At 72.1% G+C, this 14,458-nt stretch carries 10 protein-coding genes, 2 rRNA genes and 1 pseudogene; 8 read left to right on the plus strand and 5 right to left on the minus strand.

Annotation, left to right across the window (positions count from 1 at the left end; translation table 11 throughout):
- Both ABZV31_RS23705 and rrf read left to right on the plus strand, forming a co-directional pair.
- Positions 1 to 88: ribosomal RNA gene (locus tag ABZV31_RS23705) — 23S ribosomal RNA — on the plus strand; the annotation flags it as partial.
- A gap of 86 nt (positions 89 to 174) precedes the next feature.
- Positions 175 to 291, plus strand: a 5S ribosomal RNA gene (rrf, locus tag ABZV31_RS23710).
- Positions 292 to 383: 92 nt separating this feature from the next.
- Here the strand turns inward: rrf and ABZV31_RS23715 are convergent.
- The 5 genes and pseudogenes from ABZV31_RS23715 to ABZV31_RS23735 form a co-directional block, all read right to left on the minus strand.
- Positions 384 to 1,562, minus strand: a pseudogene (locus ABZV31_RS23715) (DUF58 domain-containing protein); the annotation flags it as partial.
- 320 nt (positions 1,563 to 1,882) lie between these two features.
- Positions 1,883 to 2,872, minus strand: coding sequence for a MoxR family ATPase (locus tag ABZV31_RS23720; RefSeq protein WP_355897215.1), 990 nt, complete (start codon positions 2,870 to 2,872; stop codon positions 1,883 to 1,885).
- Complete coding sequence (locus tag ABZV31_RS23725) at positions 2,872 to 4,065, minus strand: DUF4350 domain-containing protein (RefSeq protein WP_355897216.1); 1,194 nt, start codon at positions 4,063 to 4,065, stop codon at positions 2,872 to 2,874. Before ABZV31_RS23725 ends, ABZV31_RS23720 begins: the two co-directional genes overlap by 1 nt.
- On the minus strand, positions 4,062 to 4,847 hold the full coding sequence (locus tag ABZV31_RS23730; RefSeq protein ID WP_355897219.1) for a DUF4129 domain-containing protein: 786 nt from the start codon (positions 4,845 to 4,847) through the stop codon (positions 4,062 to 4,064). Before ABZV31_RS23730 ends, ABZV31_RS23725 begins: the two co-directional genes overlap by 4 nt.
- A 4-nt stretch (positions 4,848 to 4,851) precedes the next feature.
- Positions 4,852 to 6,198 carry a glycerophosphoryl diester phosphodiesterase membrane domain-containing protein gene (locus ABZV31_RS23735; RefSeq protein ID WP_355897222.1) on the minus strand — a complete coding sequence of 449 codons (1,347 nt, stop codon included), beginning with the start codon at positions 6,196 to 6,198 and terminating at the stop codon, positions 4,852 to 4,854.
- 140 nt (positions 6,199 to 6,338) lie between these two features.
- On the opposite strand from ABZV31_RS23735, the gene mtnA reads away from it, so the two are divergent.
- From mtnA to raiA, 6 genes are all read left to right on the plus strand, one after another.
- The gene (mtnA, locus tag ABZV31_RS23740; RefSeq protein ID WP_355897225.1) at positions 6,339 to 7,481 is read left to right on the plus strand and encodes an S-methyl-5-thioribose-1-phosphate isomerase; all 1,143 of its coding nucleotides are present in this window, start codon (positions 6,339 to 6,341) and stop codon (positions 7,479 to 7,481) included.
- Positions 7,482 to 7,637: 156 nt separating this feature from the next.
- Positions 7,638 to 8,327 carry a two-component system response regulator MtrA gene (mtrA, locus tag ABZV31_RS23745; protein WP_355897228.1) on the plus strand — a complete coding sequence of 230 codons (690 nt, stop codon included), beginning with the start codon at positions 7,638 to 7,640 and terminating at the stop codon, positions 8,325 to 8,327.
- Between the two features lies 1 nt (position 8,328).
- On the plus strand, positions 8,329 to 10,413 hold the full coding sequence (gene mtrB, locus ABZV31_RS23750) for an MtrAB system histidine kinase MtrB (protein WP_355897231.1): 2,085 nt from the start codon (positions 8,329 to 8,331) through the stop codon (positions 10,411 to 10,413).
- Entirely contained in the window at positions 10,403 to 12,241 is a 1,839-nt protein-coding gene (locus tag ABZV31_RS23755; RefSeq protein WP_355897234.1) for an LpqB family beta-propeller domain-containing protein, read from the plus strand. The genes mtrB and ABZV31_RS23755 overlap by 11 nt, the downstream gene beginning before the upstream one ends.
- 183 nt (positions 12,242 to 12,424) lie before the next feature.
- Positions 12,425 to 13,279, plus strand: coding sequence for a ComF family protein (locus ABZV31_RS23760; protein WP_355897237.1), 855 nt, complete (start codon positions 12,425 to 12,427; stop codon positions 13,277 to 13,279).
- A 315-nt stretch (positions 13,280 to 13,594) separates the two neighbouring features.
- Positions 13,595 to 14,287 carry a ribosome-associated translation inhibitor RaiA gene (gene raiA, locus ABZV31_RS23765; protein ID WP_355897240.1) on the plus strand — a complete coding sequence of 231 codons (693 nt, stop codon included), beginning with the start codon at positions 13,595 to 13,597 and terminating at the stop codon, positions 14,285 to 14,287.
- Positions 14,288 to 14,458: the final 171 nt, after the last annotated feature.

Genomic DNA, 14,458 nt, shown 5'->3' on the forward strand with positions numbered 1-14,458 from the left:
CCAGTAGACGACTGGGTTGATAGGCCGGATCTGGAAGCACGGTAACGTGTGGAGGTGACCGGTACTAATAGGCCGAGGGCTTGTCCATAGATGCTCGCGTCCACTGTGTTGGTTCTGAAACCACGAACAACCCCATGCAGGTCACGCATGGTCCGGTTGAGAGTTTCATAGTGTTTCGGTGGTCATAGCGTGAGGGAAACGCCCGGTTACATTCCGAACCCGGAAGCTAAGCCTTACAGCGCCGATGGTACTGCAGGGGGGACTCTGTGGGAGAGTAGGACGCCGCCGAACAAATCTTGAGAAAACCCCCGTGCCATTGGGCACGGGGGTTTTCTGCGTTTACAGGGGCTCACGCCGTCCCTCATCGGCGCAAGCCCGCAGATTCAGAGCCGCCCCGCCGCCTTCAGCGCCAAATACGCGTCCGCCAGCGCCGGCGCCAGATCGTCCGGCGTCGCGTCGACGACCGTGACGCCGTGCCGGCGGAGTTGCCCCGCAGTGCGATGGCGTTCGGCCTGCGACTGGGCTGCTGCGGCAGCCTCGTACACGGCCTCGACGTTTCCGCGGGCGGTGGCCATCTGTGCGATGTGCGGATCCGCCACCGAGGCCACAAGAACCGTGTGGCGCTGGGTGAGCTGAGGGAGCACGGGCATCAGGCCCTCTTCGACGGGCGCCGCGTCCAGGCTGGTCAGCAGCACGATCAAGGATCGGCGCGGGGCCGTGCGGAGTGCCGTGGCCGTAAGGCCTCGGGCGTCCGTCTCGAGGAGCTCCGGTTCCAGTGTTGCCATTGCGTTGACCAGAGAGGGGAGGACGTCGCCTGCCGCGCGGCCCTGGACGAGGGCGCGGACCCGGCGGTCGTAGGCGAGCAGGTCGACGCGGTCGCCGGCGCGGGAGGCGAGGGCCGCAAGGAGGAGGGCCGCGTCCATGGAGGCGTCCAGGCGCGGTGCGTCGCCCACGCGGCCTGCGGAGGTGCGGCCGGTGTCGAGGACGACGAGGATGTGGCGGTCGCGTTCGGGACGCCAGGTGCGTACGGCGACCGTGGACTGGCGGGCCGTGGCACGCCAGTCGATGGAGCGGGTGTCGTCACCGGGGACGTACTCGCGCAGGCTGTCGAATTCCGTGCCCTCGCCGCGCGTCAGCACGCTGGTGCGGCCGTCGAGTTCCCGTAGCCGGGCGAGCTTCGAGGGGAGATGCTTGCGGCTGGTGAACGGGGGCAGCACGCGCACGGTCCAGGGGACCTTGTGGGTGCCCTGGCGGGAGAAGAGCCCGAGGGGGCCGTAGGAGCGGATCGTCACGCGGTCCGCCTGGCGGTCCCCGCGGCGGGTGGGGCGCAGGCGGGTCGTGACGCGGCGGCGTTCGCCGACCGGCACGGTGAGGCGGTGGCGGGATGCCGCTGCTTCCGTGCCGGGCTGCCAGCTGCTCGGGGGCCAGGCGTCGCGGAGCTGCGCGCGCAGCGGGCGGCGGGACGGGTTGGTGACCGTGAGGGTCACGTCGGCGGTCTCGCCCAGGCGTACGGAGGTGTCGCCGGAGCGGGTCAGACCGAGGCGGCGTACCGGCGCGGCGAGGCGGTGGCGGGATGCCGCTGCTTCCGTGCCGGGCTGCCAGCTGCTCGGGGGCCAGGCGTCGCGGAGCTGCGCGCGCAGCGGGCGGCGGGACGGGTTGGTGACCGTGAGGGTCACGTCGGCGGTCTCGCCCAGGCGTACGGAGGTGTCGCCGGAGCGGGTCAGACCGAGGCGGCGTACCGGCGCGGCGAGGGCGAAGTCGCAGGCGCAGGCCACTGCCAGGGGTGCGTTCACGGCGAGGATGCCCGTCCAACCGGGGTCCCAGATGCCGACGGGGAGGGAGCCCAGTGCCGCGAGGAGCGCGGCGCGTCCGGTGAGTGCCATCAGCGGGGGACGGGGACGTGGGCGAGGATCGCGTTGATCACCGAGTCGGCGGTCACGCCTTCCATCTCTGCCTCCGGGCGGAGCTGTACGCGGTGACGGAGGGTGGGCAGGGCCAGTGCCTTCACGTCGTCGGGAATGACGTAGTCGCGGCCCGTGAGCCAGGCCCACGCGCGGGATGTCGACAGCAGGGCCGTGGCCCCGCGCGGGGAGACGCCGAGGGTGAGGGACGGCGATTCCCGGGTCGCCCGGCAGATGTCCACCACGTAGGCCATGATCTCGGGGGAGACCGTCGTCTTGGCGATCGAGGCGCGGGCCGCTTCCAGGTCGGCGGGGCTCGCCACGGGGCGTACGCCGGCGGCGCGCAGGTCGCGCGGGTTGAAGCCCGCGGCGTGCCGGGTGAGGACGTCGATCTCGTCCTGGCGGGAGGGCAGAGGGATCGTCAGTTTCAGTAGGAAACGGTCCAGTTGGGCCTCGGGGAGGGGGTAGGTGCCCTCGTACTCGACCGGGTTCTGGGTGGCGACGACCAGGAAGGGTTCGGGGAGCAGGCGCGGGGTGCCGTCGACCGTGACCTGGCGCTCCTCCATGGCCTCCAGCAGCGACGACTGGGTCTTCGGAGGGGTGCGGTTGATCTCGTCGGCGAGGAGGAGGTTGGTGAAGACCGGGCCGGGCTGGAAGGAGAACTCCGCGGTGCGGGCGTCGTAGACCAGCGAGCCGGTCACGTCGCTCGGCATGAGGTCGGGGGTGAACTGGACACGCTTGGTGTCGAGTTCGAGTGCGGCTGCCAGGGTGCGGACGAGCAGCGTCTTGGCGACTCCCGGGACTCCTTCGAGGAGGACGTGTCCGCGGCACAGCAGGGCGACGACGAGGCCGGTCACGGCGGGATCCTGGCCGACCACGGCCTTGGCGATCTCGGCGCGCAGGGCCTCCAGGGAGGACCGGGCGCTGCCCGGATCCCCGGCGTGCCCGGCGTTGTCAGTGGTCGGGTCCATCATGAACGGCGTACCTCTCTTTCGAGGGCGTCGAGTTGGTCGGCGAGGGAGACGAGGGCCGCGTCGTCGCCGGGCGGCGGGCCGAAGAGGAGGGAGTCCAGGGACGGTCCGTCGCCGTGGAGGTGGGCGGACAGCGCGGGGAGCAGGGCCTCGGGCGTGTGCGCCTGGGCGACGGGGACGCCTACGAGGGGGGCGAGGCGGGTGCGTGTGGTGGAGCGAAGAGCGGCGGCCGCGCGGTCGCGGGCGGTGGCTTTGCGGTAGAGGCGGGCGCGGCCTTCGACGGTTTCGGAGGCGCGGATCGCGACGGGGAGTTTTTCGGGCACCAGGGGGCCGAGCCGGCGTGCCCGCCACAGGGCGGCCAGGGCCGCGGCGATGAAGAGCTGCAGGGTGCCCCACAGCCAGCCCGAGGGGAGCAGGTCGAAGAAGCTGCGGTTGCCCGTGTCGGGGGCCGAGTCGTCGGAGAGCGAGGGGAGGTACCAGACCAGATGGGGGCGGGAGCCGAGGAGTTGGAGGGCGAGCGAGGCATTGCCCTGCTTGTCGAGACGGGCGTTGTAGAGAACGTCGGGCGCGCCCAGGACGACGGTGTCGCCGCCGCCACGACTCTGCGGGAGGCGCAGCAGGGTGGGCAGGCCGTCGCTGGGGTAGCAGGAGTCGGCGTCGCGGGCGGTGGTGGAGTAGCGGATACCGCCGGTGTCCGCAGCGCCTGCGCGCCGGGCGGCCGGGAGCGAGCAGCCTGGGGAGAGCGTCGTTCCGAAGCTGAGTGCGGGGTCGGCGGTGACGCCGGGGGCCAGCCTGCCGACGGACGGGGTGTCGGGGGCGATGAGGACGGTGCGTCCGCCGGAGGCGGCGGTCGCCGCGTGCAGCTGGGACTGTTGATGATCCGTCAGCAGGTCGGGGACGGTGACCAGCAGGGTGGTGCCGGGCCCGGCTGCGGTGCGCGCCTCGTCCAGGGTGGTGACTACACGCGTGGACACGCCGTGGTCGGCGAGGAGTGCGGCGACGGCGTGGCTGCCGTAGGGGTCGGCGGAGCGCGGGTCGAGACGGCCGTGCTGGGCGCCCGAGCGGAGCACGGCGATCGCCACGGCCGCCGCCAGGAGGAGCACGAGGGCGAGCAGGACACCCCGCGCGCGGGTCCACACCTGGCGGGCGGTGGGCGAGGCCGAGGTGGGCGGGAGCGTGGCCTCGGTGGTCATCCGGCGGCTCCCTGGCGGGTGTTCGGGGCCGTGCTCTGGCTGCTGCTTGCGAGTTGCGGCCTGGTGCGCTCCAGTTCGCGGTCGAGATCGGCGATGCGGTGGTACGACCGCTCGGTCGCCCTGCGCCCGCCGTATATGACGTCGTCGAAGTCCCGTGCGGCGGCGCGCAGCCGGTCCGTGTGGGCGGGCAGGGCGCGGCAGGCCTCGGCGGCCGCTTCGTCGGCGGTGCGGCCGGGACGGACGTCGAGGAGGGCGCGTTCCTCCAGGGAGCGGACGATGGCGCGCATCCGTTCCTGGACGGCTTGGCTCCAGTGGCCCTGGGCGGCGTGCGCCTCGGCGGCCGCGCGGTGTTCGGCGGCGCTGCGGGGGCGGTCGTCGAGCAGGGCGGCCGAGGAGGTGGGCTCGCGGCGCGGCGTGCCGAGGCGCCACCACAGGGCGCCCAGCACGGCGAGGACGGTCACGATGATGACGACGAGGCCGACGGTTCCGCCCGGTGTCGCGGCCGAGGCGGAGTTGAAGAGCTTGTCGAGCCAGACCCAGAAGGCGTTGAGGGCGCGTTGCAGCAGGCCGGGGTCGTTCTCGTGGTACATGCGCTTGGACAGCTCGCGCCGTGCCTCCTCCCGCGCGGGATCACGCGGGATCGTCACCGGCGGTTCGTCGCCGGAGCGAGGCCGCGCCAGGACGGCCGTGCCGCCGCGGGCGCGCATCAGGGTCCGTACGGCCCCCTCCGCCGCGCCCGTGAGCGCCGGCAGTGTTGTGAGAACTCCCCCCGACAGGCTCACCGCATCAGCTCCCCGAGGTGGAGGCGCCGGAGCCGTAGCCCTGGACACCGGCGGCGCGGGCCAGTTCGAGGTCGAGGGCCTCGCGGCGGATGCGCTGGTCGATGTAGAGGAGCACGGTGACGCCCGCCGTGATCGGGAACGTGATCATGGAGCCGATCACCGATCCGACGCCGCTGACGATGAGGTACGTCCAGCCGAGGCCGCCGCTGCCGTTGAGGAATCCGCTGACCCCGTCGCCGCTGAACGCGGAGGCGATAAGGGTGAAGGGGATGACAACGATCGCCGAGACGATGCTGGCGATGATCACGGCCAGCAGCTGGATGCCGAAGACCCGCCACCAGGAGCCGCGGACCAGCTTGGCGGAACGGCTCATCGCCTTCACGATGCCCTGCTTCTCCAGCATGAGTGCGGGCGACGCCAGGGAGAAGCGGACCGCCAGCCACAGCGCGACCACGCCGGTGCCCAGGCTGCCCAGGATGGCGAGCGCGGCTCCCCCGGCAGGCGCTCCCGCGAGGGCCACGATGATGCCGGGCAGCGCGCCGACGCCGACCACGACGACGCCGATGAGCAGCAGCAGGAAGATCAGGCCGAACAGCTTGACCACCTGGGGGCGGGCGTCCCGCCAGGCCTCACCGGCGGTGACCGACTTGCCGAGCACCGCGCGGCTGGTGACGGCCGTGAGCAGTGCGGTGGCCACGACGGTGCCGACCATGGAGACCAGGAAGACGAGGCCGGAGGAGAGCAGGGCGTCGCCCATGGCGCGGCTCAGTTCGCCCGGGTCGGCGTTCGGGTCGTTGAGGACTTGCGTGCTGGCGCTGTCGTCGAGTGCGAAGCCCTGCAGCAGGATGACGACGATCTCGGTGACGACCGCGACGACCAGCGAGATGCCCAGGACCGTACGCCAGTAGGTGCGCATGGTGGACACCGCCCCGTCGAGGATCTCGCCCACGCCCAGCGGGCGCAGCGGGATCACGCCGGGCTTGGCCGCGGGCGGCGGACCGCCCCAGCCGCCGCCCCAGGCGCCGTATCCGCCGGGGCCGCCGTAGCCGTAGCCGTAGCCCGCCGGACCGCCGCCCGGGCCGGTGGGGGGCCGGCCGCCCCAGCCGGGGCCGGGGGGAGGAGGCGGTGGCGTCTGGCCGGGGGCCGGGGCGCCCGTGGGCGCGGACCACTGGCCGGGTGGCGGCTGCTCCTGGGACCACTTCGCACCGGGGCCCTGCGGCTGCGTGCCCGGCTGGTCCGCGGGCTGCGCGGGGCCGGGGCGGCCGGTGGCGTCGGCAGGACCGGACGCACCGGGTTCCTGCCCGTCGGACGGGGCAGATCCGGGCGAGGCCCAGCCCGGAGTGTCTTTCATCGTCGCTCCTTCACGGTGCCCGTCCGCGGTCGCGGCGGCAGGTTGGCAGCCATCGTGCCATGGGGTGGTCCTCGACGGACCAGCCGCGGTAGGGCCTGTACACCTTCAATTGTCCGCCGGATACGGGGCAGACTGACCGCATGGCTGATCAGTACGCGCAGACCCGCGAGGACACCCGGCCGGCCGGGACACCGGTGATCCGATGGGAGGAGCCGCCAGAGGGCCCGGTCCTGGTCGTCCTCGACCAGACGAGGCTGCCGGCCGAGGAGGTCGAGCTGGTGTGCACGGACGCGCCCGCGCTGGTGGAGGCGATCCGTTCGCTTGCCGTGCGCGGGGCGCCGCTGCTCGGTATCGCGGGGGCGTACGGCGTCGCGCTCGCCGCCGCGCGGGGCTTCGACGTGGACGACGCCGCGACCGGCCTGGCGGGTGCCCGGCCCACCGCGGTGAACCTGTCCGTCGGCGTGCGCCGGGCGCAGTCCGCCTACCAGGCCGCGCTCGCCAGGACCGGCGACCCCCGGCAGGCCGCCCCGGCGGCGCTGGCCGCGGCGCGGCAGCTGCACCAGGAGGACGCCCAGGCCAGCGCGCGGATGGCCGAGCACGGGCTGGCGCTGGTGGATGAGCTGCTGCCCGCGGGAGGGCACCGCATCCTGACCCACTGCAACACCGGGTCGCTGGTGTCGGGCGGGGAGGGCACGGCGTTCGCGGTGGCGCTCGCGGCGCACCGCGAGGGGCGGCTCAGGCGCCTGTGGGTGGACGAGACCCGGCCGCTGCTGCAGGGCGCCCGCCTGACGGCGTACGAGGCGGCCCGCCACGGCATGGCGTACACCCTGCTCACCGACAACGCGGCGGGTTCACTGTTCGCGGCCGGTGAGGTGGACGCGGTGCTGATCGGTGCGGACCGCATCGCGGCCGACGGTTCGGTGGCGAACAAGGTGGGCAGCTACCCGCTCGCGGTGCTGGCGCGGTACCACCACGTGCCGTTCGTCGTGGTGGCGCCGTTGACGACGGTGGACCTGGAGACCCCGGACGGGGCGTCCATCGAGGTCGAGCAGCGCCCCGGGTACGAGGTGACCGAGATCATGGCCCCGCAGGTCCCGGTGACGGGAGCCGGCGGCGGCATCCCGGTCGCACCTCTGGGGACCCAGGCGTACAACCCGGCGTTCGACGTGACCCCGCCGGAGCTGGTGACGGCGATCGTCACCGAGGAGGGCGCCGTCTCGCCGGTGACCGCCAAGGCCCTCGCCGAGCTGTGCGCGAGGTCGCGGCACCCGACGACCGGCTAGTTCAGCCGTCGGACGTACTACCCCTTACCGACGTCCCCAGTCTCTTACCGACATCCCGGCCCGGAACCGAGGGCAGACAGTAGCGACTCCATACGACTATCGTCACAGGCCAGTGACGTGCCTCACCTGTACCTTCGCCACTGTTACGAGAATGGGATGATGTCGTTTATGAAGGGACGAGTCCTTGTCGTCGACGACGACACCGCACTGGCCGAGATGCTTGGCATCGTTCTGCGTGGTGAAGGTTTCGAGCCGTCTTTCGTAGCCGACGGCGACAAGGCGCTGGCCGCTTTCCGTGAGACCAAGCCCGACCTCGTGCTGCTCGACCTGATGCTGCCCGGCCGGGACGGCATCGAGGTGTGCCGCCTGATCAGGGCGGAGTCCGGTGTACCGATCGTGATGCTGACGGCCAAGAGCGACACCGTCGACGTCGTCGTGGGCCTGGAGTCCGGCGCCGATGACTACATCGTCAAGCCGTTCAAGCCGAAGGAGCTCGTCGCCCGTATCCGGGCGCGGCTGCGGAGGTCGGAGGAGCCCGCGCCCGAGCAGCTCACCATCGGGGACCTCGTCATCGACGTGGCGGGTCACTCTGTGAAGCGCGACGGGCAGTCGATCGCGCTGACGCCGCTGGAGTTCGACCTTCTGGTCGCCCTCGCCCGCAAGCCGTGGCAGGTGTTCACGCGCGAGGTGCTCCTCGAGCAGGTCTGGGGTTATCGCCACGCGGCCGACACCCGCCTGGTCAACGTGCACGTCCAGCGGCTGCGCTCCAAGGTCGAGAAGGACCCGGAGAAGCCGGAGATCGTGGTGACCGTCCGTGGCGTCGGTTACAAGGCCGGGCCGAGCTGACATGTCCGGGGACAGTGCTGCTTCGGCGCCCGGGCGGACCGGGGCCCGCGCGGGGCGGCCTGTCGGCCGGAAGACCGCAGGTTCCCGCTGGGGGCGTCTCCTGGAGGGCGGGCTGCTGCACGGCGGAGTCCAGGGCAGCCCGGTGCTCCGCCTCTTCATGCGCTGGGTGCGCCGGCCGCTGCTGCCCGTGATGCGGCTGTGGCGGCGCAACATCCAGCTCAAGGTCGTCGCGACCACACTGCTGATGTCACTGGGCGTGGTCCTGCTGCTGGGCTTCGTCGTCATCGGCCAGGTGCGTAACGGGCTGCTGGACGCCAAGGTCAGGGCGTCGCAGAGCCAGGCCACCGGCGGGTTCGCCGTGGCCAAGCAGAAGGCCGACGAGGCGGCGAGCGGCACCGGCGACGACGGCACCCCCGCGGACGGCCACTCCTCCCAGAACGTCATCCAGTGGATGAGCGACCTCGTGTCGTCGCTGTCCAGCGGTGGCCAGGGCGCCTTCGACGTCGTCACGCTCCCCGCGGGCGACGACAGCGGCGGCGGGCGCGGTCCGCGCGCCTCCGGCGGCGTGGACCCGACGGCGAGCGTGCCCGAGGACCTGCGTGCGCGGATCAACGGCAGCATGGTCGCCGCGCAGAGCTACACCCGCATCGTCTACAAGGACGGCGACAAGGAGTCGCAGCCCGCCCTCGTCATCGGCAAGCAGGTCAACGACCCCAACGGCGACCCGTATCAGCTGTACTACCTCTTCCCGCTCACCCAGGAGGAGAAGTCGCTGAGCCTGGTCAAGGGCACCCTCGCGACGGCCGGCCTCTTCGTCGTCGTACTCCTCGGGGCCATCGCCTGGCTCGTGGTGCGGCAGGTCGTCACGCCCGTGCGGATGGCCGCCGGGATCGCCGAGAGGCTCTCGGCCGGGCGGCTGCAGGAGCGGATGAAGGTCACCGGCGAGGACGACATCGCGCGGCTCGGCGAGGCCTTCAACAAGATGGCGCAGAACCTCCAGGTGAAGATCCAGCAGCTGGAGGACCTGTCGCGGATGCAGCGCCGGTTCGTCTCCGACGTCTCGCACGAGCTGCGGACGCCGCTGACGACCGTGCGGATGGCCGCCGACGTCATCCACGAGGCGCGCGAGGATTTCGACCCGGTGACCGCGCGCTCGGCGGAGCTGCTCGCCGACCAGCTCGACCGGTTCGAGTCACTGCTCGCCGACCTGCTGGAGATCAGCCGCTTCGACGCGGGCGCGGCGGCGCTGGAGGCCGAGCCGATCGACCTGCGGGAGGTCGTCCGCCGGGTCGTCAGCGGCGCCGAGCCGCTCGCCGAGCGCAAGGGGACCCGGATACGGGTCGTCGGCGACCAGCAGCCCATCGTGGCGGAGGCCGATGCGCGACGTGTGGAGCGCATCCTGCGCAACCTCGTCGTCAACGCCGTGGAGCACGGCGAGGGCAAGGACGTCATCGTCAAGCTCGCCGCGGCCGGCGGCGCGGTCGCGATCGCGGTGCGCGACTACGGCGTCGGGCTCAAGCCGGGCGAGGCGACCCGCGTCTTCAACCGCTTCTGGCGGGCCGACCCGGCACGCGCGCGTACCACCGGCGGTACGGGCCTGGGTCTGTCCATCGCCCTGGAGGACGCACGGCTGCACGGCGGCTGGCTGCAGGCGTGGGGCGAGCCGGGCGGCGGCTCGCAGTTCCGGCTGACGCTGCCCAGGACCGCGGACGAGCCGCTGCGGGGCTCGCCGATACCGCTCGAGCCCAAGGACTCGCGGCGCAACCGTGGACTCGACGACGCCGGTCTGCCGCGCGGCGGCGACAAGCGCGCGACCGTGCCCGTGCAGTCGGCCGGCGACCAGGCGACGATCCCGCCGCGCGACCCGATAGCACCCCGGCCGGCCACGGTGACCCCCACGGCCGACCCGACGGCGCTGCCCGGCAACGGCGCACGCGTGGTGCCCCGGCCCGCCTCGGGCGCACGGCGACTGGACGCCACGCCCGCCGCGGACACGGCGGGGAACGAGGGCGCGAGCCGTACGCGCTTGGAGGGAGCCGGGCCGGAGGATGCGAGGAAACAAGGGGAGGCATTCCGTGGGCGTTGACCGCGAGGGGGGCGCGCGGCGGCGGCCGGTGCGCGCGGTGGCGTACGCCGCCTGCGGGGTCGTACTGCTGGCGGGATGCGCCTCGATGCCCGACAGCGGGGACCTGCAGGACGTCGAGTCCACCCCGCGCCAGGACACCCAGGTGCGCGTGTTCGCCATGCCGCCCCGGGACGACGCCCCGCCGTCGGAGATCGTGCAGGGTTTCCTGGAGGCGCTGACCAGCGACGATCCGCACTATGCGACGGCGCGCCAGTATCTGACGGCCGCGGCCTCGCAACGGTGGAAGCCGGAGCTGTCCACGACGGTGCTCGCCAACGGGCCGGACGTCCAGGCCGATCACACGGGGGGACGCGACGACACCGACGACTACGCGTTCACGCTGACCGGCAGCAGGGTCGCCCGGGTGGACGCGCAGCAGTCGTACACGCCCCTCAGCGGCCCCTACAGCCAGCCCGTCCACCTCACACGGGACCGGAAGACCGGGCAGTGGCGCATCGACGGGCTGCCGCAGGGCGTCGTCATGGGCCAGTCGGACTTCCAGCGCAACTACATGTCCGTCAACAAGTACTACTTCGCCTCGAACACCAAGGCCGGGTCCGGCACACAGCCGACCGCCGTAGCCGATCCCGTCTACGTGCGCCGACGCGTGGACGCGATGACGCAGATGGTGCGCTCCCTCCTCAACGGGCCCACGCGCTGGCTCGGGCCCGTGGTCCGGTCCAGCTTCCCGACCGGTACGGCGCTGAAGAAGGGCGTCACCTCGCTGACGCCCGACGACCAGAACAAGCTGACGGTCCCGCTGAACGAGAAGGCGTCCCGGGTCGGGCGCGAGAAGTGCTACGAGATGGCGACGCAGCTGCTGTTCACCCTACAGAACCTGACTCCCACCGTGGACACGGTCGCGGTGCAGCGCGCCGACGGGACGTCGCTGTGCACGCTCGGCGAGGACCGGGCCGAGGCCGTCGCCTCGCGCGGCTCGGTGAAGCGCCCCGAGTACCTGTACTTCGTCGACGACAAACGCCGGCTGGTGCGGATCGCGGGCGGCAGCGCGGGCACGAGCGCCGCCCCGGTGCCGGGCGCGTTCGGCGAGGGCGCCCAGCAGCTGCGGTCGGCGGCGGTGTCGTGGGACGAGCGCACCGCGGCCGGGGTCGGCTTCGACGGGAAGTCGCTGTACGTCGGGTCGCTGGTGTCGGGCGGTTCGCTCGGGGAGCCCGTGCTGCGCAGCCGGGGCAAGACCGAGAACGACCGGCTGACCACGCCCAGCTGGGACGCGCACGGTGACCTGTGGGTGGCCGACCGCGACCCCGCCCACCCGCGGCTGCTGGTGCTGGAACAAGGGGCTGGCCAGCCCCTCGACGTGAAGATCCCCGGGCTGAACGGGCGCATCAACGCGGTGCGGGTGGCCGCCGACGGGGTGCGGATCGCGCTCGTCGTGGAAAAGGACGGCAAGCGGTCCCTGCTCATCGGACGGATCGAGCGCGAGGAGAAGAGCGGGGAGCGGCCGGTGGTGTCGGTCCTCGAACTGCGTTCCGCCGCGCCGGAGCTGGAGGACGTCACGGCCATGTCGTGGGCCGGCGACAGCCGGCTCGTGGTGGCCGGGCGCGAGCAGGGGGGCGTGCAGACGATGCTGTACGTCCAGGTCGACGGCTCCACGCCGGAGGGTCCGGCGCCCGCCGCGGTGACGGGGGTGAAGTCGATCGCCGCGTCCGAGGACGACCGGCTGCCGCTGGTGGCGTACTCGGCGGAGGACGGGATCGTTCGGCTGCCGTCCGGGGCGCAGTGGCAGAAGGTGGTCAAGGACGGGTCGGCGCCGGTTTATCCGGGGTGAGGGTCTTCGCGGGTCCGGGTGAGGTGCCGTCGTCTGCTCCAGCCCCGGATGCGGCGCCTCCGAGAGCCCGTGGCCTGGGGCTGACCCGTGTGGGGGAAAGCCTGGTGACCGCGGGCGGAGTTGTCCACAGGGCGTTGTCCACAGGGGTGGCCGGGATGGGTCAGCGTTGGCACAGTGGAAGGCATGCGCGGGTGGTGGCAGGACCTCACCGACCTGGTGCTGCCGGCCGAGTGCGGAGGCTGCGGTAGACCTCGCACGGTGCTCTGCCCGGAGTGCCGTGCCGCCCTGAGCGGATCCGCATCGCGCCGGGTGCGACCGGTGCCGGAGCCGCCCGGCCTGCCGGCCGTGCACGCGGCGGCGCCATACGCGGATGAGGTGAGGGCGATCCTCCTCGCCCACAAGGAACGGGGCGCACTGGCCCTCGCGGGCCCACTGGGCGCGGCTCTGGCGGGCGCCGTGCGGGCGGGCCTGCGTTCCGGGCTGCGGTACGGGCCGTCCGGTCCCGGTGACGCGGTGGCGCGGTCGGCCGGTGGACCTGTGCTGCTCGTTCCCGTGCCGTCCGCGCGGCGGGCCGTCCGGGCTCGGGGGCATGATCCGGCGCGGCGGATCGCGCTCGCGGCAGCGGGTGGGCTGCGGCGGTCGGGGACGCCGACCCGGGTGGTCGCAGTGCTGCGGCAGCGGCGTGCCGTGGCCGACCAGTCGGGGCTGAACTCCCGGCAGCGGCTGGACAATCTCGCCGGTGCGCTGGAGGTGGCCGCCGGTGGTGAGCGACTGCTGCTCGGCGGTGCGGTCGTGCTCGTCGACGATCTGATGACGACCGGCGCCTCCCTCACGGACGCGGCGCGGGCCGTGAGGACGGCTGTGTACGCGGCGGCGCCTCGGGAAGGGATGGGGGAAAGGAACGCTGGATCAAGGCAGAAGGAGAGGAACTCGGTGTATGACGCACCGGAAATGGCGGATGCGTACGGCACCGGCGACGTGGTCTGCGCGGCTGTGGTCGCGGCGTCACCGGATTCCTTCGAAATAAACCGGAACTGACTGCGAACTTGCGTCGTTGCAGGTAATGAGAGGGTCAATTCGCCTGAACGGAGGTACGCCGCAGTAGAGGGTGACGTCATCCGCACGGGCGAGATATCTTCGGTTGTGAAGGGAAAGTCGCAGGCCATCCCTGGCATATCCGAATGCCGTGTCGCGGGTTTTCCGCAATCACCCGCACGGCGGGGTGGAGATCTTGCCCACGGGGGAGGAGGAGGTGGACGTCACCGAGTCCGAGGTTCCGGGGCTGACCGGAACCGGATGCACAAGGGAGATGCTCCGCCGCTGAGCGGAGCGATCCGGGAAACGGAGTTCTGCGTGGACATCGTCGTCAAGGGCCGCAAGACCGAGGTGCCCGAGCGGTTCCGCAAGCACGTGGCCGAGAAGCTGAAGCTGGAGAAGATCCAGAAGCTCGATGGCAAGGTGATCAGCCTCGACGTCGAGGTGTCCAAGGAGCCCAACCCCCGACAGGCCGACCGTTGTGACCGAGTGGAGATCACGCTCCGCTCCCGCGGTCCGGTGATCCGGGCGGAGGCCGCGGCCAGCGATCCGTACGCTGCACTCGACCTGGCGGCGGAGAAGCTGGATGCCCGGCTGCGCAAGCAGCACGACAAGCGTTTCTCGCGCCGCGGCGCGCGCCGAATCTCGGCTGCCGAGGTCCCCGACCACGTCCCGGGCGCGGCGACTCTGAACGGGAACGGCCGCACCGTTTCGGAAGAAGAACCGGGCGAAGTGCCCACCAAGAAGATCGGCTCGCTGGAGGTGCAGGGTGACGGACCCCTCGTCGTCCGCGAGAAGACCCACGTCGCTTCCCCGATGACCCTGGACCAGGCCCTCTACGAGATGGAGCTGGTCGGGCACGACTTCTATCTGTTCGTCGACTCCGAGACGAAGGAACCGAGCGTCGTCTACCGGCGACACGCCTACGACTACGGCGTGATCCACCTGAGGACGGACACGATGGTCACTCAGTCGCACTCTCCCGAGGCGGGCGGCACACTCGGCGGCTGACCCACCCGGCTGACAGCTGAGCGGTGCCCCTGGTGCGCGTGTGCGCCCCCAGGGGCACCGGTGTGCGCCCCCTTCGCGCACTGCTCTGTCACCGCAGTGTCGTCCGGGCATGAAATCATGGCCGCAACGGCTCAACCGATGGGCCGTTGCCTTGGGTTGGCGATGGCACCG

The organism is Streptomyces sp. NPDC005202 (genome assembly GCF_040608235.1).
Taxonomy (GTDB): Bacteria; Actinomycetota; Actinomycetes; order Streptomycetales; family Streptomycetaceae; genus Streptomyces.